General features: G+C 58.8%; 21 protein-coding genes and 1 riboswitch. Of the genes, 12 read left to right on the top strand and 9 right to left on the bottom strand.

What is annotated here, in order from left to right; all coding sequences use genetic code 11:
• The first annotated feature begins 2 nt into the window (after positions 1 to 2).
• The 7 genes from hisD (at position 3) to WCA10_RS15240 (ending at position 6,357) form a co-directional block, all read left to right on the top strand.
• Positions 3 to 1,316: a histidinol dehydrogenase gene (gene hisD, locus WCA10_RS15270; protein ID WP_472823396.1), complete on the top strand. Its 1,314-nt coding sequence runs from the start codon at positions 3 to 5 to the stop codon at positions 1,314 to 1,316.
• Positions 1,309 to 2,406 carry a histidinol-phosphate transaminase gene (hisC, locus tag WCA10_RS15265; protein WP_472823395.1) on the top strand — a complete coding sequence of 366 codons (1,098 nt, stop codon included), beginning with the start codon at positions 1,309 to 1,311 and terminating at the stop codon, positions 2,404 to 2,406. The genes hisD and hisC overlap by 8 nt, the downstream gene beginning before the upstream one ends.
• Positions 2,406 to 3,032 (top strand): imidazoleglycerol-phosphate dehydratase HisB, encoded by a 627-nt coding sequence (gene hisB, locus WCA10_RS15260; RefSeq protein ID WP_472823467.1) that lies wholly within the window; start codon positions 2,406 to 2,408, stop codon positions 3,030 to 3,032. Before hisC ends, hisB begins: the two co-directional genes overlap by 1 nt.
• Positions 3,032 to 3,637: an imidazole glycerol phosphate synthase subunit HisH gene (hisH, locus tag WCA10_RS15255; RefSeq protein ID WP_472823394.1), complete on the top strand. Its 606-nt coding sequence runs from the start codon at positions 3,032 to 3,034 to the stop codon at positions 3,635 to 3,637. Before hisB ends, hisH begins: the two co-directional genes overlap by 1 nt.
• The gene (hisF, locus tag WCA10_RS15250) at positions 3,631 to 4,410 is read left to right on the top strand and encodes an imidazole glycerol phosphate synthase subunit HisF (RefSeq protein WP_472823393.1); all 780 of its coding nucleotides are present in this window, start codon (positions 3,631 to 3,633) and stop codon (positions 4,408 to 4,410) included. Before hisH ends, hisF begins: the two co-directional genes overlap by 7 nt.
• Positions 4,404 to 5,081, top strand: coding sequence for a 1-(5-phosphoribosyl)-5-[(5-phosphoribosylamino)methylideneamino]imidazole-4-carboxamide isomerase (locus tag WCA10_RS15245; RefSeq protein ID WP_472823392.1), 678 nt, complete (start codon positions 4,404 to 4,406; stop codon positions 5,079 to 5,081). The genes hisF and WCA10_RS15245 overlap by 7 nt, the downstream gene beginning before the upstream one ends.
• 106 nt (positions 5,082 to 5,187) lie before the next feature.
• Positions 5,188 to 6,357, top strand: coding sequence for a pyridoxal phosphate-dependent aminotransferase (locus tag WCA10_RS15240; RefSeq protein ID WP_472823391.1), 1,170 nt, complete (start codon positions 5,188 to 5,190; stop codon positions 6,355 to 6,357).
• On the opposite strand, the gene WCA10_RS15235 is transcribed toward WCA10_RS15240, so the two are convergent.
• Positions 6,354 to 7,496: an FUSC family protein gene (locus WCA10_RS15235; protein WP_472823390.1), complete on the bottom strand. Its 1,143-nt coding sequence runs from the start codon at positions 7,494 to 7,496 to the stop codon at positions 6,354 to 6,356. The two genes, WCA10_RS15240 and WCA10_RS15235, sit on opposite strands and share 4 nt — an antisense overlap.
• A 139-nt stretch (positions 7,497 to 7,635) precedes the next feature.
• On the opposite strand from WCA10_RS15235, the gene WCA10_RS15230 reads away from it, so the two are divergent.
• Positions 7,636 to 8,607: a 2-hydroxyacid dehydrogenase gene (locus WCA10_RS15230; protein WP_472823389.1), complete on the top strand. Its 972-nt coding sequence runs from the start codon at positions 7,636 to 7,638 to the stop codon at positions 8,605 to 8,607.
• Here the strand turns inward: WCA10_RS15230 and pnuC are convergent.
• The 8 genes from pnuC to WCA10_RS15190 all read right to left on the bottom strand — a co-directional run bounded on the left by pnuC (position 8,559) and on the right by WCA10_RS15190 (position 20,200).
• On the bottom strand, positions 8,559 to 9,194 hold the full coding sequence (pnuC, locus tag WCA10_RS15225) for a nicotinamide riboside transporter PnuC (protein ID WP_472823388.1): 636 nt from the start codon (positions 9,192 to 9,194) through the stop codon (positions 8,559 to 8,561). The genes WCA10_RS15230 and pnuC overlap by 49 nt on opposite strands.
• Positions 9,191 to 10,369: a phosphotransferase enzyme family protein gene (locus WCA10_RS15220; protein ID WP_472823387.1), complete on the bottom strand. Its 1,179-nt coding sequence runs from the start codon at positions 10,367 to 10,369 to the stop codon at positions 9,191 to 9,193. The genes pnuC and WCA10_RS15220 overlap by 4 nt, the downstream gene beginning before the upstream one ends.
• A 28-nt stretch (positions 10,370 to 10,397) precedes the next feature.
• Positions 10,398 to 12,626: a TonB-dependent siderophore receptor gene (locus tag WCA10_RS15215; protein ID WP_472823386.1), complete on the bottom strand. Its 2,229-nt coding sequence runs from the start codon at positions 12,624 to 12,626 to the stop codon at positions 10,398 to 10,400.
• 155 nt (positions 12,627 to 12,781) lie between these two features.
• Positions 12,782 to 12,877: riboswitch (TPP riboswitch) on the bottom strand.
• 45 nt (positions 12,878 to 12,922) lie between these two features.
• The gene (locus tag WCA10_RS15210; protein WP_472823385.1) at positions 12,923 to 14,158 is read right to left on the bottom strand and encodes an MFS transporter; all 1,236 of its coding nucleotides are present in this window, start codon (positions 14,156 to 14,158) and stop codon (positions 12,923 to 12,925) included.
• Positions 14,159 to 15,585: 1,427 nt separating this feature from the next.
• On the bottom strand, positions 15,586 to 16,017 hold the full coding sequence (locus WCA10_RS15205) for a DUF6640 family protein (RefSeq protein ID WP_472823384.1): 432 nt from the start codon (positions 16,015 to 16,017) through the stop codon (positions 15,586 to 15,588).
• Between the two features lie 30 nt (positions 16,018 to 16,047).
• Positions 16,048 to 17,073, bottom strand: coding sequence for a TolB-like translocation protein (locus WCA10_RS15200; RefSeq protein ID WP_472823383.1), 1,026 nt, complete (start codon positions 17,071 to 17,073; stop codon positions 16,048 to 16,050).
• Between the two features lie 83 nt (positions 17,074 to 17,156).
• The gene (locus WCA10_RS15195) at positions 17,157 to 18,806 is read right to left on the bottom strand and encodes a DHA2 family efflux MFS transporter permease subunit (protein WP_472823382.1); all 1,650 of its coding nucleotides are present in this window, start codon (positions 18,804 to 18,806) and stop codon (positions 17,157 to 17,159) included.
• 176 nt (positions 18,807 to 18,982) lie between these two features.
• A complete protein-coding gene (locus WCA10_RS15190; protein WP_472823381.1) occupies positions 18,983 to 20,200 on the bottom strand; it encodes an MFS transporter in 1,218 nt (405 codons plus the stop codon).
• A gap of 111 nt (positions 20,201 to 20,311) precedes the next feature.
• Here WCA10_RS15190 and WCA10_RS15185 point away from each other — a divergent pair, with 111 nt between their 5' ends.
• The 4 genes from WCA10_RS15185 to WCA10_RS15170 all read left to right on the top strand — a co-directional run bounded on the left by WCA10_RS15185 (position 20,312) and on the right by WCA10_RS15170 (position 26,326).
• Positions 20,312 to 21,637, top strand: a complete 1,326-nt coding sequence (locus WCA10_RS15185; RefSeq protein ID WP_472823380.1) for an MFS transporter — start codon at positions 20,312 to 20,314, stop codon at positions 21,635 to 21,637.
• Positions 21,638 to 21,668: 31 nt separating this feature from the next.
• Entirely contained in the window at positions 21,669 to 22,391 is a 723-nt protein-coding gene (locus tag WCA10_RS15180) for a hypothetical protein (RefSeq protein ID WP_472823379.1), read from the top strand.
• Between the two features lie 631 nt (positions 22,392 to 23,022).
• The gene (locus WCA10_RS15175; RefSeq protein WP_472823378.1) at positions 23,023 to 23,412 is read left to right on the top strand and encodes a hypothetical protein; all 390 of its coding nucleotides are present in this window, start codon (positions 23,023 to 23,025) and stop codon (positions 23,410 to 23,412) included.
• 259 nt (positions 23,413 to 23,671) lie between these two features.
• Positions 23,672 to 26,326, top strand: a complete 2,655-nt coding sequence (locus WCA10_RS15170) for a TonB-dependent receptor domain-containing protein (protein WP_472823377.1) — start codon at positions 23,672 to 23,674, stop codon at positions 26,324 to 26,326.
• The last annotated feature ends 265 nt before the right edge of the window (positions 26,327 to 26,591 follow it).

Below are 26,591 nucleotides of genomic sequence, written 5' to 3'. Positions count from 1 at the left end.
CGATGAAAGTGATTCGAACTCGAGGGCGAGGGGCACGAGAAGCTGCCGCGGTTCTGGTGGCGCTGGAAAGTCGTGGTGGCGGGGCCCTGGATTCGGTGCTACCGGTGGTAAAACGCATCGTTGCGCGTGTCCGGCACGGCGGCGATCGCGCGTTGCTTCGCTACGCCGCGCAGTTTGACGGGCTTGAGGATGCGGCGCGATTGAGGATCTCGCCGCAGGAGATGGGTCAAGCGTGGGAGGCGATTGATCCGACGCTGCGCGAGACGCTGAGAACGGCAGCGGGTCAGATCCGGGCGTTTGCGAAGCAGCAGCTTCCAAAGTCGTGGAGTCGCGCTTCGATAGCAGGGCTTACCGTGGGACAGCTAGTACGACCGATCGGTTCGGTGGGCTGCTATGTGCCGAGCGGACGGCATCCGTTGCCTTCGACGCTGCTGATGACGGCAATTCCGGCGCAGGTGGCTGGAGTGGAGCGGATCGTTGTGGTTTCGCCGAAGCCTGCCCAGGAGACGCTGGCGGCGGCACATCTGCTTGGCATCAGGGAGTTCTATCGCGTTGGCGGGGCACATGCGATTGCGGCGCTCGCATACGGTACAGCGACGATTGCGCGCGTGGAGAAGATTGTGGGACCGGGCAATCTGTATGTCACGGCGGCCAAGCGGCTGGTTGCGTTTGATTGCGCGATCGACATGCTGGCGGGGCCGACGGAAATTGTCGTAACCAGCGAGCGTGGCGATCCAGCAGAGATTGCCGCAGATCTTGTTGCGCAGGCTGAGCACGACCCAGAGGCACTTGCGATTTTTGTGACGACGCGTGATGACCTCGCAAAACTCGTAATTGCAGAGGCTAAGACGCAAAACCGCAACAATCCGGTAGCATGTGGCGCTCTCGAACGCAACGGCGTAGCGATTGTTGCGGGCACGGTTGAGGAGGCACGCGCGATTACAAATCGGCTTGCGCCGGAGCATTTGACAGTGGATACGGCTGAGGAGCTGGAATGGGTGACGAATGCCGGCTCGGTGTTTGTGGGCGGCTGGTCGTCGCAGCCGATGGGTGATTACATCTCGGGGCCGAACCACACTCTGCCCACAGGAGGAATGGCGCGGGTGCGCGGCGGATTGAGCGTGAATGATTTTGTGAAGCTGGTTACGGTGCAGGAGTATGCGCCGGAGGGAATTCGCAGTCTGGGGCCGCAGGCAGTTCTGCTGGCGGAGGCAGAAGGATTGACCGCACACGCTGCGGCGATCGGCATGCGGTTGCGCAAAACCTCACGAAAGCGCGGCCCGGCTGGTGTACGCGGAAGGGGCGTTCATGCATAAATTCGCTTCGGTTGTTCAACCCACTCCGCGTGCGCGCGTCCAGGCGATGAAGGAATATCACCCGCCATTGGGGAATCGCAATGCGATGCGGCTCGACTTCAACGAGAACACGATTGCGTGCTCGCCTCGAGTGCGCGAAGTTCTGGGGCGCATTTCTGGCGGCGACCTTACGCGCTATCCGGAGCGGGGGCCCGTGGAGCGGATCGTGGCGGAACATCTTGGTGTCGCGGCCGAGCAGGTTGTTCTGACGAATGGCGTGGATGAGGCGATTCACGTTCTATTCGAAACTTTTCTGGATGCGGGCGATGAGCTGCTTCTGTCGGTTCCGACGTACACAATGTACGAGGTCTACGCTTCAGCGACCGACGCACGTGCGGTGTCGGTACAGGCTGATGGAGATTTGCAGTTTCCTTTCGAGCGGTTGATGTGTGCGATTACGCCACAGACGAAGATCATTGCAATTGCGAATCCCAACAGCCCTTCGGGTTCGATTGCAACGCGAGAGCAGATTATTGAGCTTGCGCAGAGAGCTCCGCAGGCCGTGGTGCTGGTGGACGAAGCATATTTTCACTTTTATGGCGAGACCGTGATCGACCTGATTGGCACGTTTCCGAACGTGGTGGTGGCGCGAACGTTTTCGAAGGCGTACGGGTTGGCGGGTTTACGGCTTGGAGTGCTGGCTGGTCCGGTCGAGATGATGCAGTGGATTCGGCGCGTGCTTTCGCCATATAGCGTCAACTCGCTGGCACTGGCTTGTTTGCCGCCAGCGTTGGAAGACGCGAGTTACCTGAACTGGTATGTCGGAGAAGTGACTGCGGCGCGTACGGAGTTTGCGGCTGCACTGGACGCAGCGGGCGTGCGCCGGTGGCCGAGTCATGCGAATTTCATTCTTATGGAGATCGGGGCAATCCACGCTGAGTTTGTGCGCCTGATGTCTGCCGGTGGCGTGCTGGTGCGCGACCGATCGAATGATCCGGGATGTGATGGCTGTGTTCGCATCACGATTGGCACACGGGAGCAGATGCGCGAAGCCGTTGCGGTATTGAACAGGACGCTGGAGACACTGCGCGGCAGTGAGGATGGTCGATGATGGCGGTGCGATTGCGGAAAAAACCGAGTGGGAATGCAGTTCGCAGGGGTGTCGTTGTACGCGATACGAATGAGACGCGCATCGCCATCGATCTCAGGATCGAAGGCAACGGACAGTACAAGGTTTCGACCGGCATTCGGTTCTTCGATCACATGCTTGAGCTGTTTACGCGGCACGGGGCGTTTGACCTGGAACTCACGTGCAAGGGCGACCTGGATGTGGACCAGCACCACACTGTGGAGGATGTGGGGATCGCACTGGGCGAGGCGTTCGATCGCGCGCTGGGAGACAAGCGCGGAATTCTGCGAGCCGGCTATTTTCTGATGCCGATGGATGAGACGCTGGCGATTGCCGCGGTTGACTTGAGCGGGCGTGCGGCGTATGCGGTGGACACGAGGGTACGTACGCGGCTTGTCGGCGATCTGCAGACGGAATTGGTAACCGATTTCTTCGAGGGATTTGCGCGGGGTGCACGGGCCAATGTGCACGTGAAAACGATGTACGGACGGTCGAATCATCACAAGATCGAGGCGATCTTCAAGGCGTTTGCACGTGCGCTGCGCGTGGCGTGTTCGCGCGATAAGCAACTGGGCGAGATGCTACCGAGTACTAAGGGGCTGCTCTAATGCGGGTCACTGTCATCGACTACAAGGCCGGGAATCTGACGTCGGTGCTGAAGGCGCTGCGCCATCTGGGTGCGGATGCGGTGGTGACGGATTCGGATCTGTCGCTTATCGAGTCGGCGGAGCGGATTGTGTTGCCGGGGGTGGGGCATTTTGCGGCGACAGAGCGATTGGATTCGACCGGGATGACTGGAGCGATTCGCGCTGCGATTGCGCGGGGAGTGCCATTTCTGGGGATTTGCGTGGGGATGCAATGGCTGTATGCAGGGTCGAGCGAATCAGCGAATCAGCTGGGGCTCGGACACTTCAAGGAGTCGTGTACGCGTTTTCCCGAATGCGACCAGAAGGTTCCGCATGTGGGATGGAATTCGTTGGAAATCAATTCCGGTTCTCGTCTTTTTGCGGGAGTTGAGGCGGGCGAGCTCGTCTACTTTACGCATTCCTATAAAGCCCCGCTGACGTCTGACACTGCTGCGGTGACGGAGTACATTGAGCCCTTCGCAGCCGCGGTGGAGAGTGACAACGTGATGGGAGTGCAGTTTCATCCGGAAAAGTCTGGAGAGACGGGAATGAGAATTCTGCGCAATTTTCTGGAGTGGAGATGCTGACCAAGAGGATTATTGCGTGTCTGGATGTCCATGCGGGGCGGGTGGTAAAGGGCGTGCAGTTTGTGGACATCGTTGATGCGGGCGATCCGGCGGCGCTGGCGGCGCGGCATGCGCGGGAAGGCGCGGATGAAATTGTGCTGCTTGATATTACAGCTACGCATGAGGGGCGGAAGACGCTGCTGGAGACGGTGCGCCGAACGGCGAGGGAGTTGTTTGTGCCGTTCACAGTGGGAGGAGGCATTCGCAGCGCGGAAGAGGCGGAGCAGGTGTTTGAGGTCGGGGCAGACAAGATCAGCGTCAACTCTGCTGCGCTTGCGGACCCCACACTGATCGGCGCGATAGGGCGCAGTTTTGGAGCGCAGGCGGTGGTGGTGGCGATCGATGCGCGGCGCGATCCGGATGCCGACGACCCGGTGCGCGATGCACAAGTCTTTGTGCAGGGCGGCCGCAAGCCAGCGGGACGACGTGTGGTGGAGTGGGCGCTGGAGGCGGAAGCGCGTGGAGCGGGGGAGATTCTGCTTACGTCGATGGATGCGGATGGGACGCGCACGGGATTTGATTGCGAACTCACGGCGGCAGTGAGCGAGTTGGTGAACATTCCGGTGATAGCCTCGGGGGGCGCGGGGACGGTGGCGCATTTTGCGGATGTGTTCGGCAGGGGGAAGGCGGACGCGGCACTTGCGGCGAGTATCTTTCACTTTGGCGTGTCGAGTGCGCGGTCGCTTAAAGAAGAGCTTGTTGCGGCAGGCATTCCGGTGAGGCTGCCATGCTGATTCCTTCAATTGATTTAATGGGCGGCCGAATCGTGCAGCTAGTGCAGGGGGAGAAGCTGCGGCTTTCCTTCGGTGATTTTGAATACTGGATTGAGAAGTTCTCGCGCTTTCCGCTGGTGCAGCTGATCGACCTGGACGCGGCGATGCGACAAGGCGATAACTCCGAGCTGGTTGCGCAGATCGCGCGGCAGCTTCCATGCCAGGTGGGCGGGGGGATCGGTTCGACCGAACGCGCCAGCGAGGTGATTAATGCCGGTGCGAAGCGAGTCATCATCGGCTCGGCCTTGTTTTCGGAAGAAGGAAGAGTGAATGAGGCTATAGCTTCGGCGATTGCTACTGCTGTTGGTGCGGAACGAGTGGTTGCAGGAATCGATACCAAGAATGGGCGCATAGCGGTCAAGGGTTGGAAGGCGCAGGTGGCGCTGACTCCGGACGAGGCGATTCCGCAGCTTGAAGAGTATGTGTCTGGGTATCTGTATACGCACGTGGATGGCGAGGGGTTGATGCAGGGCTTTCCGATGGATGCCGCAGTGCGGTTGCGCAGATTGACTTCGCGTCAGCTCATCGTGGCGGGCGGCATTCGAAGCCAGCAGGAAGTTGGTGACCTGGATGCGATGGGCGTGGACGCCGTGGTGGGAATGGCGGTATACACGAGTCTGCTTGCCGTGTGAGTTACGCGAAGCGATCGCGGAATCTCAGTTTCTGCTCGAAGCCGCAACGCATCAGATATTCTGGAAGCGTCGCTTACAGAACAGCACGAAAGGAAGAGCATAGACCATGACGAAGCCGAGTGGGATTCGCCTGGCCAAGCGCCTGGACGAGGTTGGATTCTCTGATATCGTGCAGATCCGCAACAAGGTGATGGAAATGCGGGCAGAGGGGGTGCAGGTGCATTCGCTGCATGGCGGCGAGCCCTATTTTGAAACGCCGGAAGCCATCAAGTATGCAGCGGTGAAAGCGCTGGTGGAGAACTATACGCACTACGCCCCCTCGTCGGGCGTGCTTCCGTTGCGCAAGGCCCTGGTAGAGAAACTTGCCGCGAAGAATGGAATTAAGGCGACGACCGACGAGGTGATTGCGACGGTGGGTGGTTCGCAAGGACTCTATGCGGCTTTTCAGAGTGTGCTTGATCCGGGTGATGACGCGCTGGTTTTCTCGCCGTACTGGACGCCCATTGCCGATCTGGTGACCGGAACGCAGGCGCGTCCTCTGTCGGTGCCGACGACGACGGCGCGGCGGAATGGAATTCGCAGGACGCTGGAACAATTCTCAACACCCAAAACACGTGCCATCTACTACAACACGCCGCAGAATCCGAGCGGGCTAGTGTTCACGCGGACCGAAGCGGAGGAAGTGGCGTCATTCGCTCGTGAACGCGACTTGATCGTGATCGCCGACGAAGCATACGAGGACTTGGTATACGAGGGGGAGCATGTTTCGATCGCATCCCTGCCGGGGATGGCAGAGCGCACCATTACTTGCTTCACATTTTCAAAGACGCATGCGATGACGGGCTGGCGCGCGGGGTACGCCGTGGCGAAAGAACCGTTCATGACGGCGCTCAAAAAGATTGTTCTGTATTCGACGAACGGTGTGACCACTTTCGTCCAGCAGGCCATGATCCACGCGTTGAAGACGACTGAGGTTGAGATCGCCGCGCATCGTGAGGAGTACCGGAAGCGGCGGGATCTTCTGATTGGCCTTTTGAATGAAGTCGGTTTGAAGTGCGATCCCCCTGCTGGAGCGTTTTATGCATTTCCGAACGCCGAGAAGATTCACAAGAACAGCCGCACGGCTGCGCAGATTCTTTTGGAAAAGGCGCACGTCGCCACCATTCCGGGATCGGTGTTCGGCGCGCAGGGCGAAGGACACCTTCGCTTCGGCTACGCGATCACGACTAAGGAAATCGAGGATTGCGGGGGAGCTCTGCGCAAGTTTCTCGGCTAGCTTTCGGTGAGCTGCGCTTCGCCGATGGCGCGGCCGGTTTCTACGCGGGATGAGCGGAGCAGGCGCGCTATCTGCTTCAGGTGAAGCTGGACGGCGTAGGCGCGGAGAATCTCGGCCTGGGAAAAGTTGTGACCGGTGTGGCGCACTTTGTCCATGCGCTGCTCGAGTTGAGCGATGTCTTCTTCGAGATTGATGTCGGGAGGCGGAATGTGGAAGCGCCAGCCATGAATGCATTTTGCCAAGTACTGGAAACCCGATTGAATGTCAGCGGCGAGGCGGCCCAACTCGGGCTCCAACTGCGCAGCGTAGTTGTCTTGGTGGCTCTCGCGCACGGCGAGTTCCAGAGCCACAAGGGCGTCGAAGATGGTGCGGCCAAACTGGGCGAGCATTCCCAGACCCTCACGCCATCCGGGACCGCCGGAAGGTTCGTTGCGCGACGCTTCGAGCAGTGCATTGTTGCCGCGAAGCAGGGTGAGCGTATCTTCGCGCAGCTGAGCCAGGTTCTCAGCCGGATGTCCACGGAACCCTTGCAGGATGCCCTCGAAGAATGCGTTGAGCACGAGAAACTCCTGAGCAAGCCCGTCGCGTAATCGCAGCCGCGCGCGATCGGGAAAGACGAGGGTCGAAACCAGGATAGCGATGAGAATACCTAGAAAGACTTCGCCGACCCGATGGAGCGCTAGGACCCAGTGTGAGCCACCTTTTTGCACCAACATCACAATCGAAATCGTCACTCCGGCGAGCCGCGAGCTGTTGCGCAGGCCGAGCAGTCCGCACAGAATGAAGGCAAACAACACGGCCAGGGTGTAGTTCCATGGCAGAACTCCAAAGAGCGAGAACCCAAAGCCGAAGGCGGCGCCGATAATCGTCCCGAGGATGCGGTCGCGCGATGCGGTGATGGTGGCGCCGAAATTTGATTGCAGCACGATGATGGCGCTTATGGCTCCCCAGTAGCCGTCGTGGAGGCCGAATCGCAGCGCGATCCACCAGCAGAGGGCCGCGGCGAGGGCGGTTCTGGTTGCGTGGATTAGAAGCCTCTTGCGCTCCCAGTTCAGCAGGCCCTGCGCTGCGGCTCCGTCGACGCCCAATTTAATGGCGAGCTGCTGCTGGGACCACGATTTGGATTTGGCCAGACGCATAGAGTGAGAATCACGACTCCTCAGTCATAGCATGCCGTATTGAGCCTAAGTGCTTGCAGTGGCGTGGGACACACAACCTTGAGCACCGAATATGCAACATGAACAAGCACCACAAATTTATACTTATTTTCGATTGACTATGCTTCGAGTTGGATATTCAGCAAATCTTGCCGCCGAGTGGCTTTCCGATTTCCCGCAAGGGATTGAGCTGATTCGACTGCCGCGTGATCTTGACCATGATATCGAGATCGACGTGTGGCTGCCGGATCCTTATCCGACGAGGAATCTGAAGATCGTTCCTCGGTTGCGCGGAGTAAAGCTGGTTCTTTCGCTGATGGCGGGAACGGAATGGATTCCAGGGGCCATGGGTCCGCGCGTGACGATCTGCAACGCGCGAGGGGCCCACAATGTTTCCACGGCGGAGTGGACGGTTTCTGCGATATTGGCGATGCTGAAGCATTTTCCGCTGTTTCTGGATATTCAACGATCAGGCGAGTGGAAGCGGCGGTCTGAGGCAAGCGCTGAATACGTGGGCATTACGGGCGACACACGGCCGCTCTATCCGCCGGTGATGCTGGAGGATCTGACCGGGAAAACAGTGTTGATGGTTGGATACGGCTCGATCGGCAAGGAGATCGAACGCATGCTTGAACCGTTCCGCGTGGACATGATCCGGGTTGCACGAACGGCGCGGGAGAATCCGAAGGTGCACGCAGTGGACGAGCTTGATGCGCTACTGCCCAAGGCCCAGGTCGTGGTGCTGATTCTGCCTTCTTCCCCGGAGACGCAATCGCTTATTGATGCGCAGCAGTTCGCGCTGATGCAACAGGGAACGCTGCTGGTCAACGCGGCGCGTGGGTCGATCGTGAGCACCGACGCCTTGGTGGAGGCTCTCGAAAGCGGGAGAATTCGCGCAGCGCTCGATGTGACCGATCCGGAACCCCTGCCGGTCGGGCACCCATTGTGGAAGTGTCCGAACCTGCTGATCACGCCGCATGTGGGCGCATCGAGCCCGGAGTTCGCGCGGCGTGCGCTGCGTGTCGCGGCCAATGAACTGCGTCGCTATATGGCGGGAGAGCCGCTACTCAACGTGGTGCAAGCTGCGGTTTGAGCGGCACGCGCGGCGCGTTGCCATTCGCGGAGGCCGAGGATGGCCAGCACAACGAGCCCGGCGTACAGGACTGCGGTGAGCCACAGGTCCTTGTAGATGTATTCGCCGATGTAGAAGAGATTCACGACGATCCAGAGCCACCAGTTGGCGATGTGTTTGCGTGCCTGCCACCAACTGCCGACGAGGCTAAAGCTGGCGAGCGCGGAGTCAAGGCAGGGCAGAGCTGCATGGAGTTGCTTCGCTAGTGCACCGAGCACAAAGCTGCCTATAACGCCTGCCAGCAATGCGAGCAACAGGCTGGGAAGCGCGAGTGGGACGACACGTACTTCTCCTTCGTCGCGTACGCCGCGCCACCAGTGCCACCAGCCGTAGAGTGTGAATGCAATAAAGAAGATCTGCAGAAGCGTGTCGGAATAGAGCCGGGCACGAAAGAAGACGACAAGATACAAAACATCCGCTGCGAGAACGACCGGCCAGCAGATGAGCAGTCGTTTGGTGGTGAGCCAGATTCCAACTGCCGTGGTCACAAAGCCTGCGAGTTCCACCCAGTTGGCGACCAGGTAATGAGCGATCGCGGAGAGAATCATGCGGGCGCCGCCTGAGTCTGACGCGTCTCGGCCCATTGCCGCAGGGGCTCGACGATCTTCACCCCGCCGGGACCGCGAAACCACTGTGCATGGCCGACGAGGTAGTCGCTGGTAGCGACACGGGCTTTTGGGGGCGATTGCAAGACGCCGAGAAAGTAATCGGCCTCGGTGAGGGCGAACTCCGCGTGGCAGAGGGCGAGCATCGGGGCCAATGCGGCTGCCTCTGTGCGGCTGAGGGTGCGTATCTGTTCGTAGCGGTCGAGCATCGCCCACAGGTGCTCGAGGTGGACGGGAACCTCGTCGCCACGATTGGGATTCTGCATCAGTACGAGCCATTCGACGATATTGCGCTCGATTGCCTGCGCAATGTCGTAGACGACGTTGGTGCGGTCCGCCAATCCAAAATCGATCACGGAGGTGGCATCGGCGTGCGGGCTTCGGTCGCTCCAGAAGAGATTGGAAGCGTGAAGGTCGTTGTGTGTCCACAGCGGCTTGAGTGCCGGCATGAGCGGCCTCAACTCATCGTGAAAGGGGGCGAGAAGGTCGAGGGCACTGGCGCAGTCCTCGAGAGAGAGTGCGTCGTGTTTCAGCACGGGGTGGGCGGCGAGATATTGCTCCAGGCCTTCGGTGGCACTTTGCGATGCGAAGATCGTGAAGCTGGCGACGAGCGGACGAGGCTTTCGCGCGGGAGCGCAGAAGCTCTCAGCAGCAAAGTGAAGGCGTGCAAGCATCTCTCCCGAGGAGCGAGCGTGTTCGATCGAGCGAAATGGCGTCCAGGAGATTGCGTCTTCGTACGCGTCGACCCCAGCGGGAATTGCGTGGACTTCGTAAGTCGATTCGCCGGATTGGAATGCGGTATCGCCGGAGCGAGTCTCAAAAATGCGCGGAACTCCGATTCCGTTCGCGCGCAGATGCTCCATGAATCGATGTTCCTCCATCAGGCCTTCGACATCACGGACGACGCGAGCATGGCGCTTGACGAAGATTTTTTCGCAACTGGTTCGTATAACGCTCGCGGCTGAAAACGGACGTGGACTGGCAGAAACAATTTCGATCGGTTCTCCGGTATCCGGAAAGGATTTCAGGAGAGCGCACACTTCGTCCAGGTTAAGCGGCGGCCAGTCGGGGTCGACTAGCTTGCCGTCCAGTCCGTGCGCTTTTGCAGTTTCGTTCAACGTTATCCTTTGCCCGTCGGCAAGATCGCTAAAAATTGTAGTGTGCCGAGAGCCTTACGGTGGTGGGAGCGCCCTGGTGAATGAAGGTGTCGCCGTAGCTGGCTCCTGTGTCTTTCCAATAGCGCTTGTCGAGAATGTTGTCAGCATACATGTGGAGCGTTAACCGGCCCTTTTCACCGCCCGGCGTGTAACGAGCGCCGAGGTTGAATAAGTTGTATCCGCGGACGCTCACGGTATCGTCTCGCGTGGCCTGCTTGCGGCTGGTGTAGCTCCAGCCCGGCATCACGCGGAGGCCGCGTGCATGCGGCAGCAGAATGTCGGCGAAAACCGCGGTATGAAAACGAGGCACGTTGATTACTTGCTTATCGTCGAACGCTGGCGTACCGGTGTGGTTTGAGACTGCGTGCATGGCGGTTGCAGACGCGCTCAATTGCATCCAGGTTGCAGCTTTGCCCAGTGCGTTCACTTCAATACCGTCGTGAGTTTCATGTCCTTGGGATTCGAAGCATTGATCTCCTGGCATGACGTCGCCGCCGGTCAAAAGATTGGTCGGACAAAAGCTATCCGGGGCTTGAACGATGCGTGGGTAGAAGAAGGGCTGTCGCATGCGGAACACGTCGGCAGTGAGCAGGATTGTACGTTCGTATTTCACGCCAATTTCGGACTGGCGCGTCATGAAGGGAGTGAGAAATATGCTCGAGTTATCGACCCACCATGGGGCTTGGGGGCCGAGCGAAAGGAGCGCACCGTAGTTGCCGTAGAGAGTGAGGTCGTGCAGGGGCGAGTACGTCGCTCCATATTGCGGCAGCCAGAGAGAACGGGCTGCGGAGTAGTTGAAGTCGCTGACCTGGGCAAAACGCCCGCCTGCCTGGAGCACGATGTGACCGGGAAGGTGAGCGCGCTCCTGCACAATGCCGGAGCCTTGGTGATTGAAGTCGGCGAGAGTAGCGGGACCGGCTTGCAAGTTGTCCGGCGCATAGAGAATGTTCGGCCGATAGACATTCTCGACGCCGATCGGTGTATAGACGATGGAAGGAGAGAGGTCCACCGAGCGATGGAAAAGCGATCCGCCGCCGACCAGATTATGGCTCACCTTGCCCGTTGTGAAATGACCCAGCACCAACGCTTTTCCCAGCGCATCAATGCGCAGTTCGCCGGGGCTGCGGTAGTCCCAGATCTCGTAGCTACCGTCGGGGCAGAAAAAATAGGCGGGGGCGCAAAGTGGATTTTGATCGACTGGATTGTCGAGCGCCGCGCCGTACGGGTAGATCACGTTGTCGTCGATGACGGAGTGGCTGTAGGAACCGCCGAAACGCAGGCTCCAGTTCGGACCGAGCGTGCGTTCGATGTGCGAACCGGCGTTGAATGTGTCGAAGGTATTGGGCTTCGACCATGGCTGGAAACCGAGCATGACTGAGGGATAGACGGGAGCGGGGACCGTTGTTCCACCTAACAACTGGTATCCGGCCTCAGAGCGCTCTACCTTGTGCTGATATTCGAAGTCGGTGGTGAGTTGCGTGTTCGCTCCGAGTTGCCATTTGCCGTCAGCGGCTCCCATGCCACGCCAGCCGTTTGCGCCTTCAACGTAGGTGTGGATGTCTTCAGCGGCAGCGGTGATCAGCAGGCCCGATCCACCATGAACCCCTGGGACAGCGAACTGCACAGAGCCGTAGGAACTGCCGCGGTGATCGGTGGCGAGATCGAGCGTGGGTCGTTCGCCGGAGTAGGGCTCCTTCGTCACGTAATCGATAACGCCGCCGGCGGAGGCTATGCCGCTTTCAAGGCCGGCGATGCCTTTCACAATTTCGACGCGCTGCTTATTCTCGAGGGGAACGTCCTGTTCGCCGGCGATGGTCATGCCGTTGATCTGCAGGCCGGTGGCGAGATCGATGGGAAAACCGCGGATTTCGAAGTCGCCGTAGTAGCCCACGGGGGCATAGTCCTCGCCGACCGAAGCGTCATTCTTGACGGCGTCTGAGAGGAGGCGCGCGACCTGGTCGCTCATTACGGCGCTGGTGACCGCGGTGACGGAGAGGGGCGTCTCGCGGATAGGCGTGTTGTCAAGACTGGAGGCAGTTCCGGCGTCCGAGAGGTAGTTGTCCTTGACTTCACCATGAACAACGACCGTGGTTGTCACGCGGCCCGGTTTCTGCTGAGATGCGTTCGTCGTTGCGTTCTGCGCCGTCGGAGAATTTGAAGGAGCCGGCGACGTTTGAGCCGAGACGAAGGCGCCTGCGGGGGTGATCAGCAGCAGCACCGCGAGGAATCCTTTTGCGAACCGGACGCGGGGGAAGTGAAGTCGGCGCGGTGGTTGCGGCCTGGATGAATGTGAAGGAGACGGAAGCGCACGCATATCTTGTTCCCGCTTTCATGAAACAAGAGAGTCTGCGCTGGGATTCGAGGAAGTTGGCCAAACTGGCTTCGAAAGCTTCCCACGCCGGCATTATCCGGATCGGGTTCGAGGGTATCTTCTCAGCCCCACATCGTGGAGCACCCCTGTTTCAATACAGACGATTGAAACACTGTCGAGGCGCTGAATGCAAATCAGGGTTGTCAATCCGCGGTCTCAACAATAGGTGAGAGCGATTGCGCGGCAGGTTCCGGCGTGAGGCGCCACCGCGAGATGATCCAGGCAAGAGAAAGACAGGCAGCAATGCTGATGGCCGCGTCAGTGAGAAAGGCGCCGGTGAGTCCGTGCCAATCGTAGCCGCGGCCATCCAGGAATTGCATGTAGGTGATGGGAAGATTGGTGGCGGCGAGCAGCACCGTAAACAGTGTCGCGGCGAAGGGATTGTCGGGACCGATGACTTCGAAGGCGATGGCATTCGCGGTAGCAAAGGCGAGGGCCTGAAAAAGGTTTTCGCCGGTAATGGCGATTCCGAAGGTCCATGGCGCGCGCGGAAGCGCGAGCAGGCTCTGGGTGAAGATGGCGCCGCCGACGCCAATGGCGAGATAAACCGGCCGGAGGGGAAATCGGCGGCCGAGCGGGAAGAGCAAAAAGCTGCCCGCGATTCCGGCTGCGGATGAGCCTACGCCGGCGAACAGGCTGACGGTTCGTTCGCTGGCAAAGAAATCGGAGTCGGTGCCGCCGAGCACATTGGTGAGTGCAAATGATGCAGCAGGCAAAAGGAAGAGGGCCAGGGCCAAGACCACCTGACGTTGTTTCAGAAGCGAGAGGAGTTCGCGATTGAATTGGCCAAAGCAGTCGCGGGCGGGACGGCGCTTCGTTGGGGGCGAAGGGATGGCCAGAAAGATCAGCATGGGAACGAGGATCGCAGCGCCCATGATGATTCCGGCCAGCGTGGTAGTGAGGCGGCTGATGACCTGACCCGCGAGCACCATCATGACTCCGCCTGCGCCGAGGTTTGAGATGGAGAACCAGATTCCGAGCCGGCTGTCTTCCTGTTTGTCGATAAGGCTGCCCATCCACCCGCCGACCGCACCCTGGTAGAGCATGGCCGCGGCAAAGCCGGGCAGCATTACTGCTTCGACGAGTCCGGGGCGGCCCGCATTAACGACCGTGAGGGCAACCGCGACCGCGGTTAGCGATCCGAAGATGAGTGCATACGTGCGACGACTGAGCCAGGAGTCAAGCAAGGGCGAGATGCCGAAGATCCAGAAGCCGGGAGAAAGGATGGCAGCGGCGATGGCTGCGATGTGTCCGGCTGGAATGCCGTGTTGCGCGAGGAGCTGCGGAATGATGACGGCACAGAATCCGCCGGTGAGGCCGAAGGGTGCGTTCGTCAGGCCCATGAGCCAGGTTGGCGGCAGATGCCGAGCTTTTTGCACGCGCAATTTCAACCTCGAGAGAACCAGTCAGCAGTTCAAGGACGGCAGGAAGGCCCGGTGCTGATTGTTTTACAGGACGAAGGGAATTCTGCATAGCTGGATTGTCTGCGGCGGTCGCGGCTTGTCCCTGGAATTCATTACATCCATGGGTGCAATCTGGTTGGAATAAGTTGAAACAAGTTGGGTGATTTGAACTTATTTAGGACCTATTTTCTGTTCTATTTAACAACTCGTCGCTTGCCATTCTCCGTTTTAGGTCGGAAATAAGTTCAGACGATTAGAAATCCATTATGAATGCACCATGAATGGTGATATCCACAGAAAGCAATGGGGTTTTGCACTTGCATCCACAGGTTGGGTAGGCCTAATGTCTCTAACTAGCTGGTGACTCTGTAGCTGGTTGGAGCGGTAACACTGGCGTGGTCGAAAGCGTAAGTAAGGGTTTCGGTAGGGGAATTCATGGTCGGCTTGCCGATAGTGAATCGACGGATCGAGATTAACAAAGCGCCGAAAGCCATACCAAGATTGCCGTGACCTGAATGGACACGAAGATTCATCCGCGGCGCAAGCCGAGGATGCAAAGTTCGATTCAGCCAGGGAGACATCATCGACTCAGCCGTAGAGGCCGAAACGGGGCAACCCGAGGAAGCAGATACGGGTCAGCCGAGGAACCAAGATTCGGGGCAACTCGAAAGGCGGGGAATCGGCGAACGGTGACAGACCCAAGATTTAGGGCAACCTGGAAATTGGTCGATCGCCGTAGCCGAAGGAGAATGTCTGGGGCAACCTGGAGATTCAACCAAGGCGAACCGGATGGTGCGTGATCCGAGGTAACTCGGATATCCATCAATCGGTGCCGGAGGATTCAAGGTTCGGGGCAACTCGGACGGCGAATCGTCGGCGATACCGAAGGGCTGGGACTTGGGGAAACTCGAGGACCGGTAAGTCGGCACCGCCGAATGATGCGAGCATCGGGGCGACTCGATTATCCATCGCCGGTAAAGCCGGAGATGCAGGATAAGGGGCAACCCGAGTCCTTCATCGCAGGCGCTGCGGGAGAAGGCGAGCCACCGGGGCGACTCGGAGACTCACTGATTCCGGCAACGCTAAAGGCATGCGACGTTCGGGGTAACTCGAACGGCCATCGCCGGCACAGCCGAAGGCTCGAAGCCAAGGGGCAACCTGAGGATTCGGACGCCGGCTCAGCACAAAGGGAGCGGGGAAGGGGCAACCTGGAGACGCAACCCGGGCGGGGCAGGAAGATCGAGGAAGCGGGGCAACCTGCAGCCTCATCGACAGGCAGAACGAGACGATGCATGATCCATTGAGCTAAAGATCATCCGGAAAGCGCCAGAGGCCGCAAGGTCTCTGGCGTTTTCGATTTTGGGCATGCGGCGGGATGCTGAGTGAGTGTGTTCTCCGGGCGCTCAGAACAATGCGACCGCGGCAGCCAGAACTACTCCTCCGAAAATCACCAGTACGGCGTTCATATCAAACTCGCGCATGTGGGCACCGATGCGTATGCGGACGGGTTGGATGCCGTTGGGATCGTGCAGGGTTCCACCGTAGGCTCTGCGACAGAGCATCGCCACGAGGAACGAGAGCATCGGCAAGGCCGTGAGAAGCGCTGCGAGGTAAAAGAGCAGACGAGATTCAGGCGAAGGCAACCAGATCAGAGCCACTCCAATTACGCCCAGGAAGAAGAGTCCCAGGGTCTGCCAAACGACGTGAAAACGTGCGTGCCCGGACCACAGCGGGTTGGTGGCATGCGTTCGATTGAGGTCGATGAAGAGCGGACTGATGCCTTGGCCTGCCGCGACGGCAGAAACCATGAGCCGGGCGAGGAAGGTCGCGGACATCAGATCTCTTTCGTTGGAGTCGTGGTTGACTTAGAAGCGGTAGAGAACAATTCCGTAGCCTACTCCGGCCCGATCGCTGGTGTGTGCCACCTGGAAGGCCATCCGCTTACCGTCGGTTGAGATTACGGGGTTGGAAGCCTTCCAACCTTCGTAGTCGTTGAAGTGTGTTAGCCGAACGAAGTCCTTGCCGGTGCCGTCAAGTCGAAGCTTCCAAATGTCGATGTTGCGCATGCCATGCTCACCGCCAAGTTCAGCCACTTGGCGGTCGCCTTCGACAGCGGTGAACTTACCATCGGGAAAGATGCCTTCACATTCGTTGTATGTGTCGGGGGACTGCGAGAAGTCCGTCACTTTTCCGGTCTTCAAATCAATCCCCATCACTTTGGCGAGACCTACGCTACTTCGCGGCTCTGCTTTGTTTACGTAGCAAGTAAAGGTCATCTTGGAGTCGTTGTCGTAAAAGTCCTGCGCCTCAAGGCTGCATTGATCGTCGTTACTCTCGTAGACCTTATGAACATGGATGAGACTTGGCGTCGGACCGGAGAGGTCGACTTCGGCAATCATTAAACGGGAGTAGTCTTTGGGAAATTCCGGATGGTCGCCGGAGGTTTCTGAGAACGAGATCAACATGCTGTGCTTTGAAATTGCCGCGCCTTCGTGCATCCGCTGATTGAGCCGAATTGGCTTTGAGCCAGGTTTGCTGCTGAGGTACCAGAGTTCGTTGTCGCGCTCGCGGCTGATGTTTGAGTCGATGAACTTTTCCGGGCCTATAAGAATGTAGTCGCCGTTGGAAAGGTGCATCAAGCGCAGGAATGCCGCGCCCGGGATGCTGCAGGTGAGGCAACGGATAATGCGCGACTTCAAGTCGATGACGAAGGCATCGCCGAAGCTCTTGTCCATGAAAGCTACCCGCTGGTTATCGGGGGAGAAGTCGGCGCGCTCGCCAAAGTGGGTGAGCATCTCCATGTTCGGAGAGAGGGAATCGAGAGGATTGCCTTGTTTTCGCTGGGCAAGAAGAACTGCGGGCAGCAGGAGAAGAAACAATAAGCGCTTCATTGGACCTCTACGAAATAGTAGGTCCCGGGATCGCAGGTCGGCAATGAACGTAATGGCGCTCAGAAAACTAAACCAGCGGAATCTCAGTGCATCGCCGAGGCGCCGGGACCCTGTCCGGGGCGATTGGCATTGAGCAGGAACGCCATGAAGACGAGGAAGAACGACATCCAGGAGAGTTCCATGTAAACGTCCTGGTAGCCCTGCATCTGCGCCTGCTGGTTAAGCTGGTTGTAAATGGATGCTATCGCCATGCTGCCGCTGTTTGGCCCCCCAAAGGTTCCGCCAAAGAAGCCGGTGAGTGCCTGGCGGTGCTGTTCGAATGCGTTGGAGCCGGCCTGCATTGCACTTTGTAGATGTTGCTGATGCCAAAGGGATCGCGATGTGACTTGGGCATTGGTGATGGCGATCATGATGCTGCCGCCGAGGTTGCGAACGAAATTGATGAGGCCGGCAACCTGGTTGCTCTCTTCTTTTGGCATGCCGACGTACGCGGCGTTTGTGATCGAAATAAAACAGAAGGGGAGGGGCAACATTTGCACGACGCGCAGCCAGGATGCCTGTGCAAAGCTCATCTGCAAGTTTGTGACATACGCGGCGTAGCGAAAGGTGACGATGAACATGATGAATCCGGCGACCGCCAGGGTGCGCGCGGAGATCTTGCCGGTTGCGAATCCGGCCATGGGCATGACGATGACGAGAGCGATGCCGCCTGCTGTCAACGCAAGGCCCGCAGTTGTGGCGTTATAGCCCAGCAGTTGTTGCATGAACTGCGGCTGCAAGACAGTGTTTGCATTGAGCACGCCGCCGACCAACATCATGAGGAAGCAACATATCGCGAAATTCTTGAAGCGAAAGAGCTTGAGGTTGATGAGCGGATTTTTCTGCCGCCACTCCCACATAACCAGTCCGATGATGCCGCCGAGAAACAGAACCGCGAAGAAGCGGATAAAGCCGGACGCGAACCAGTCGTTTTCTTCGCCCTTGTCGAGCATAATCTGCATGCCGCCCATGGCGATGGTGAGGAACGCAAGGCCCATGTAGTCCATGTTGCGCAGCTTGGATGGATCGGCCTTGATCCATGGCGGATCTTCAACAAGACGCGTGACGAGGATGAACGCGAGAATGCCAACTGGAATATTGATGAAGAAGATCCAGCGCCAGGTGTAGTTGTCGGTAATCCACCCGCCCAGTGTGGGACCGATCGAAGGAGCGAGCACGGCTACCAACCCATAGAGAGCAAATGCTTGTCCACGCTTTTGCGGCTCAAACGAGTCAGCCATGATGGCCTGCGCCATGGGCTGCATGCCGCCACCACCGGCGCCTTGTATGACGCGGAAGACCAACAGCATGGTGAGCGACGGTGCAGCACCGCAAAGAAAGCTTGCGATCGTGAAAACGGTAATGCAGAAGACGAAGAAGTTGCGTCGCCCCATCAGGCTTGACGCCCATCCGCCGAGAGGAAGGACAATGGCATTCGATACGAGATAGCTGGTAAGCACCCAGGTGCTCTGATCTGAACTTGCGCCCAGGCTGCCGGCGATGTGGGGCAGCGCGACGTTGGCAATGGAGGTGTCGAGCACCTCCATGAAAGCCGCAAGTGCGACCGTGACCGCGATGAGCCACGGATTGACGCGGGGCTTCCATTGCGCAATCGATGCAGCATTCGGATTGACCACGGTATTAGACGACGCTGCGCTCGACGGCACCGGTGGTTCGGTCTGCAACTCGGGCAAAGATCTTTCTCCTGGCGCGGTTTGATGAGTTCTTCAGTTGCGGGGAACGAGAGACTTCAGCGGCAGCATCGCGGCCTCAATTCTTGCAGGCCTGCCACTCAAATATAGATGTGCATTGTTGCGGCCTGGGTTCACGGATTGTGGTGAACGCTTCACGATGCGGCACTTGGCGCAGACTAAGCAGTTTCTTTGACGATCGGGGTTCGCCAGCCAACCAGCGCGATCGACAGCGCAATGATCTGCATGAAAACGATAAACGCCACGCAGGCTGGCCATTTTCCGAAGGCCCAGAAGGCTCCCGGAACGACTCCGGCTGCGGTGCCACCGAGATAGTAGCAGGTGATATAGATGCCGGCAGCGGTGACGCGGGCGCCGGGAGGGGCTGCGACACGTAGATGGCTTTGTGAGGCAGTCTGCGCGATAAAGACGCCGCTCGAAAGCATGGCGAGTCCGACGATCACGATGGGGAGCGAGTGCGCGAGCGTGAGCAGCACGCCGGTGATTGAGCAGCACATCGCTCCCGCAATGCCGGCGCGCAGGCCGACACGAGTGATCAAATAGCCTGCGGCCGGCGTCACAGCGAGTCCGATCAGGTAGACAAAGAAGAGCGAACTGAGGGCGGTGATGGAGAGTAGAAATGGCGCGGCGCTCAGGTAAAAGGTGATCCAGGTGAAGACGCCCACAAGCGAGAACAGCACGTTGAACCCGACGGCAAAGGTTGCCACCAGTCTGCGGCTCCGGAACATCTCCTGCACCTGATATGGGAAGGCCGGAAGGGGATCGGACTTGGCGCGAGTTGGGGCGCGGCGGCGACCGTGCGGCAGCCACGCCGCGACGGCTGCGGCGCCGACGAGCGAGGCTACGCCGAGCGCAACGAAACTGACGCGCCAGCTGAAGTAGTCCGCGAGGATGCCGGCTGTGATGCGGCCCATAAATCCACCCAGCGCCGTGCCGCTGACGTAGAAGCTCATGATCAGGGCGACGCTTTCCGGTGGCCATTCCTCACCGATGTATGTAACCACAACGGCAATGATGCCCGGCACCATGATTCCTTGCAGAAAGCGCCAGAAGATCAGTTGTGCAAGGTTCGCTGAGGTTGCGGCCAGAAGCGTGGGAACGGATACACAGAGAAGCGACGCGACGATGACGCTTTTGCGCGCAAGCCGTTCAGTAACGGCACCGAAGAAGGGAGCCGATATAGCCACGCCCAGGGTGGCGGCCGAGACGGTCATGCCGACGCCGGTCTTCGAAGCGTGAAACAGGTGAGCCAGAAGGGGCAGGAGCGGCTGGGTGCAGTAGAGTTCGAGAAATGCGCAGACACCGCATAAAGCAACCGCAGCAGCGGCCTTGTTGCCGGGTTCGTGACGCTGGTCCGACTGGGCTGGGGGTTCCAAGCATCAGGATACAGGGACCGGTGGAGCGCGCTCGAAGTTCTCTGATCTACCAAAAGCCGGGCGCGCTGAATCTTTCGCTGGGTCGCGTGGAGCGGTTAACCTAGGCATGAGATGGATTCCCCTTCCACCAGGCCTCCACGACGAGGGATGGAGGCATTTGCCTCTCGCGACTTTCGGCGGTATCAAATGGCACGGGTCGCGGTCATTCTTGGTGCCGAGGCGCAGGCCGTCGCGGTGGCGTGGCAGGTTTATTCCATTACTCATCGCGCCCTGGACCTTGGATATACAGGCCTGGCGCTGTTTCTGCCGGGGCTGCTGTTTCTGCTACCGGCTGGGCACGTGGCTGACCGCTTCGACCGACGTCATGTGATCCTCTGCTGCTATACGCTGCAGGTGTTCTGCACGACGGCGCTGCTTTGGCTGGCAGTTGCCGGCACGCACAAGGTGTTTTACATCTATGCGGTGCTGTTCCTGATTGGCACGGGGCGCGCGTTTTCAGCTCCCGCAAGTTCGGCGCTGCTACCTCACCTGGTGCCGGAGAAACACTTTGTGAATGCGGTGACGTGGGGCGGGGCCATCTTTCAGCTTGCCAATGTAACCGGGCCGGCTTTGGGTGGATTGCTGTTTACGCTGCCGCTCGCTTTTGTTCTGCGAGACATGGGCCTTGAGGGCGCCGGCATCGTCTACGTCTTTACCCTGGTCACGCTGGTGTGGTTCCTGGTGCTGATCCTGAGCCTGCATACGCGGCCGGGGCGCATGGAGCATCGCGCGGCATCGCTGAAGGTCGTCTTCGCGGGGTTCCAGTACGTGCGCTCATCGCCGCTTCTGTTGGGGTCGATGTCGCTGGACCTGTTCGTCGTGCTGCTGGGCGGTGCAGTGGCACTGATGCCGATCTTTGCCAACGACGTGCTGCACACGGGACCGCGCGGACTGGGCGCGTTGCGTGCGGCGCCGGCGATTGGGGCGCTGACGATGTCGCTGGTGATGGCGCGGTTTCCTATCACCCGCAAGGCAGGGGCGCGGATGTTTGTCTGCGTTGCGATTTTTGGAGTGGCGACGGTGATCTTCGGGATGTCGAAGAACCTGTGGTTTTCGCTGGCGGCGCTGGCGGTGGGCGGCGCCGCGGACATGATCAGCGTGATCATTCGTGGATCGCTGCTGCAACTCGCAACGCCACCGGAGATGCGCGGGCGCGTAAGCGCTGTCAACTCGCTCTTTATTGGCGCATCCAACGAACTGGGCGAGTTTGAAAGCGGGCTGACGGCCCAGTGGTGGGGCGCGGTGCGTGCCACCATCTTTGGTGGATTGGCATCGCTGGCAGTTGCCGGCACCTGGGCCGTTTTCTTCCCGGGCTTGCGGCGCGCCGATGAGCTGACCGTCGAGGCATTGCGGCCGAAGCCTGGACCAGCGAGTTTAGAGACGCCCGCGGCCGGTTGATTCTGGACCCCGAGAAGACAAAGGAGGATGCGTGAAGCCCTGGAAAATCGTGGTCATTCCGACGTTAATCATGGTGGTGATTGCCGGCATTTACCTGTTCTCGATCTGGAAAAAGCGGCAGAACCCTGGCGTGGTGAACCAGGGCCAGGAGCAGAAGTTGTCTGCGGACGATGTGGCGGTGGTGCGGATGCAGTTTCCGGCTCACTTCGACGATCTGAAGGATGAAGAAGGCAAGAGCATATGGATGAAGAACGGCTATACCATGCCGTACTTTCCGTATTCCGCGGGCAAGGTCGACTTCAAGAAGCGGGTCGGCGTGATTCCCCCTTTGCAGAAGCTTGATATCAGGAAGGCCATCAAGGCCTCGGTTCCAGCGGATGTTGACGACGGCATCAGCCACGGAAGCAAGCAGGCGCTCTATGTGTTTACGCTGCCCAACGACAAGCAGGAGTATGCGACGCCGGTGGGCGTAATTGACGGGAGCGAGGAGGAATATTTCAGCGACCTGCTTTATTTCTACGACGATCCGCACACGATCTATGCAAACTGGCCCAAGGATGTGTGGACCGCGGTGGATGCGCACCAGGCGAAGCCGGGCATGAATGAATTGCAGACGCGGCTGGCGGTGGGCCAGAAGATCCAGACAGACGATCCTAAGACCGAGGGGAATCGGACCGTCACGTATGACGCTGACGGAAAGAAGTGGACGGTGACGTTTGCGAACGATCGCGCTACGAAGGTTGCGGGCGGGTGATACCCCTATTATCCCGTCTCTCTGGGTAAGTGTCCTGCATTCATCGGATTACAGCAGGGGGTGGCGGTAAAGGTCTTTCTTCATTGGACTTCGCTGTAGAGGTTTGAAAAGACAGGGATTAGGGAACAGGGATTAGGGAACAAAGGGACAAAGGGACAAGGGACAAAGGGACAGGGTTAGGAACGAACCTGCTGGCGGCATTCTTGATCTCTCTCGGGCGGAGGATTTGGATTTCAAGTACATTGTGCGCCAAGGGCTGGTAATTGCCTGCAAAACGGCGGGAAGTTTTTGGCGAATGGAATGAGGGGGTTAGCGGAAATCTTCGCTGGATGGGGGTTGACAGGTCGCTGGGCCGGCGGTTTCTTTCTTCGACTACTCTTCAGGGAACCCGGATCGATTCAAGGAGCGAGTGCGTCGGAACCCGGCGGAACTCACCGAAGACATGTCCCCGATTCATGACAACTTCGAACAAGGGGTCTCCGAGTTCAACTCTGTTGTCATCTCCGCCTGAATGCCGCCACTGTTCACATTGCAGTAACGCTGGCTTAACTGCTGATTCATCTGGTTCCTTGCATACTGGTTCTGCCTGATGCAATTGTGCACCTTGCCTTTGCGCAGTGCTCTCTCTCGCATGCGCCGTTCGCAACAAAGCTGCCAAAAACTCACGCTGCTCACGTTGTATGGGCCGGCGCTTTGTCTCGCCGTCGCTCTATTTTGCGCTAGCTACAAGATGGAGCAGTATCCGCTGCATGGCCGCACCTTCAGGGTAATGGCGCCTGCGAAACTCCTGACCGAAAAAGAGCGGCCCGGACGTGTGGGTGGCCTGCAGATCGCGCCCGCTTCCGTTGGTCAAAAGCCGGCTCTCTTGCATCGGCCTGCAAGCCTCACGTGCATCTACCCTTCCCCGCTGCAGAACCATCTCCCCGGAGCATTGGTTCCGCCGACCCGCCGTCGTAAGATCGTCCTTCCGGAACTCACCTTCTTCTCGTTCCGCCCGCCTCCTCCGCGATTCATGTCCTGACGAGAACGCACTTGTTCAGGGGATGCAGCCTCGCCCTGTGATGAGCAGCCTTATTGTGTTTCATCAGCTGCCCCGTTCCTTCGGTGAAGCGGATCACCGCGAATACCACGGTTAAGGGTTTCATCGGATCGCGTGCTCCCAATGAGCGCGTCCGAGAAATCTGTTCGCCAGACCGGCCCTGCGGGCTGATGTATTGCCTGGCCCGATGGCCGCCGGGCAGAGCGCGCAACCAACCGTCAACAGAAAGGATTTTGGAGATATGGTGCGAAGACTACTTGCATTTTGCATTGTTGCGCTCGTGGCAGTTGCCGTGGCGCGCGCCGCGGACACCGAGATTCGTGGGAAGGTGGTAGATGCCTCGGGAGCAGCAATTCCTAACGCCGCCGTTTCGTTAACGGATTTGACAACGAACACGGTGACTCACAGGACTACGGGTCCGAACGGGCAGTTCGTCTTTAGCGATGTTCCGACAGGGCCACAGATTCTCTCTGTCGAAAAATCGGGATTCGAGTCTTTTACGCAGCGGATATCGCCGACGACAGGGCACTCCATCACCGCTGCTCTGCAGGTGGCGGCTTTGAATGACAGCGTAGTAGTGCGCGGGACCGTTGATCCCGAGGCCAAGCCCATGCCTACCCGCGAGGATGTCCTGCTGATGCCGGAAACGGTGCGCGTGCTTGATCGCAAGCAGTTGGATGCGGCTGGTCCGCTGGCCGGTGGTGCGCAGATGCTTCAAGCGACCCCGGGCGCGAACGTGGTCGGCTATGGAGAGACCGGCGCAACGAAGTATACGGTTCTCCTGAACGGAATCCAGCAGGGCTGGGCGGGCGAGGCAACAAGCTTCACGGCGCCGGGTTCGCTGGGCATCACATATGACGGGATTCCGGCGGCCGACCCAGCGACCGGTCTGTGGCAATCGGCAACGATGCCGCAGAACCTGGTGATTCAGGACGTGCAAGTGACGTACGGCCCCGGTCAGGCCGCGGACCGCTGGTATACCGACGTCGGAGGACGCGTGGAGTACACGCCTATTCAGTCGACCCTTGACCGGCACCTCAGCGTTGCTCTCACGGATGGCCCGTACGGCCAGCAGAACTTCGCATTCGTGGGCAATACGGGGAACTTCCGCGGATGGTCGACTGTGTTGGGAGGCGGACTGGGACGAGGCGACGACTTTCGACAGACTCCCGACGGGTTCGGCAACCCGACCAAGAACGGCTCGGTGTTCGGCAAAACCGTCAAGACGTTCTCAGCGGGCAGTTTTGCTTTTGGTGTTCTCTACGCCAAGGGAGGTGGGTACCGTCCCACAGTGATTCCAACCTCGGACCAGCAACTGATCGAACCGGACGGCACTCACTTCAGCCAGGAGACCTGCGGATTCTATTGTGGATTGCCGTACGCCGCCTACAACAAATACGACACCAACGAAATGTTCATGGCCTATGCGCGCCAGAGATTGTCTCTGAGTCACACCAGCACGCTCGATAATTCGGCATGGTTCACGCACATTCGCCGTTTTCACCGCCGCAATGACGATGCGCTTAACGGAGGCGCCCAAGTTGACGAGTGGAACAATCCCCATAGCAACATGTTTGGCGACCAGATCGCGTATTCCCAGGTGTTTCCTTTGAACACGGTCAGCTTTGGCGGTTACCTGATTCACGAGGTCTACAACTCGCACAATCTCTTCTATAACCCTGACGACGGAGGCAACGGCGCCCAGCAAATCGTCGGCATCGGATCAAAGTTTCGCTCCGGGTACTTCCAACAGGACAATGTGACCTTCTTTGCCCAGGACGACTTCCATCCCATCCCGCAGATTCACATCATTCCAGGGGTGCGCGTGGATGGGTTCTCCACCAGTTATAGCGACCAGGCAGCTCGCGACTTTACATTGGCTCCTGGCGTGGTCCCTTCCTCCCACTGCTCGTTGAACCCGGCAAGCTCCGATCCCTACCACAACATTTTCGGGCCTCCTAACGCAACGGACCAGGGGTCTCTCTGCGGGGCGCATGAGAGCCGCTCGGCCGTCGAGCCCGGCATCGACGTTTCTGTTACGCCAAGGCAGTGGCTCACGCTCTATGGCGGATATGACACCACGTATCGCAGCCCGGCGCTTGGCGGTGGCGGCGGCATGTTCCAGTCTGTTGACCCGGCGTACTACATCCTGGCGAAGGGCGCCTACGCTCAATTTGGCGGAAAGGTTCACTTCACCAGCGCACCGGGGCTAAGGAACTTCATCGCCGGCGTCAATTACTTCCATCTCAATTACACCAACCAGGAGATTGACTTCGAGACAGCTCTCGGCGTGTTGGGAACCGGCGGCGGCAATTCCACCTATCACGGTGTCGATGCATTTTTTGATGCGGATCCCCGCAGCAATCTCCACTTCTTTTTCAACTTCGCGGGAGAAGCGGCGAATTTCACAACGTACGTGGTGGGCGGCCCGCTCAACGGGTGCGGCACGATCTCCGATCCCGCTTCCGGGTGCACCTTCTACAACAACCTCCCAGTGTCATATGTTCCGAATTTCACATTGAATACGGGAGCCTATTACGGAATCCAGCACCGCAATCACACTATCCTCGAGCCGCGTTTCTGGGTGCAGAGCACCGGCTCGCAAAATCTCTGGTCAAACAGCAGTGGTGCGCCAACCAACCAGACCATGCCGGCATACACGACCGCGAATCTCTCATTTAACGCTCCCATTAACCTCTGGGAAAAGCAGTCCATCAACCTGCGGGTCGATATGTTGAATATCGGAAACTCGCGGTACAACGAATGGGAGTACATCTCCAGCGGCGGATACTTTGCGTCGCTTGCATCGGATGCCAATAACCCTCCCAGCGGTTATATCAATGCGTATCCGGGAGCTCCGCGCACCATTTACGGTACCATCTCTTATCAATTCTGATTGTGCACACCCATTGCCCAGAGCGGGCGGCTTCGTCCGCTCTGGGCTCACCAAGGGGAAATTGCCTTTCCATTCAGATCACCTTGGAACGCGCGTTGGCTTGATGGCACTATTCGGGAGTGCGTTCAGATTAACGATGACCCGGAACAATTCGCCATTGCGGCGAATGCGTGGATCTCTGCTATAGGTACTGGTATGAGATGCCTTACCGTTTCCTGTCGTTTTGCGATCCGGGTTGTCATTCTTGTTGCGATGGTCGTGTGTG

It is taken from the genome of Occallatibacter sp. (genome assembly GCF_049582745.1).
Lineage (GTDB): Bacteria > Acidobacteriota > Terriglobia > Terriglobales > Acidobacteriaceae > Telmatobacter.
Note: the sequence above shows the minus strand (reverse complement) of the source record. Positions and strands in the feature narration are given on the sequence as shown.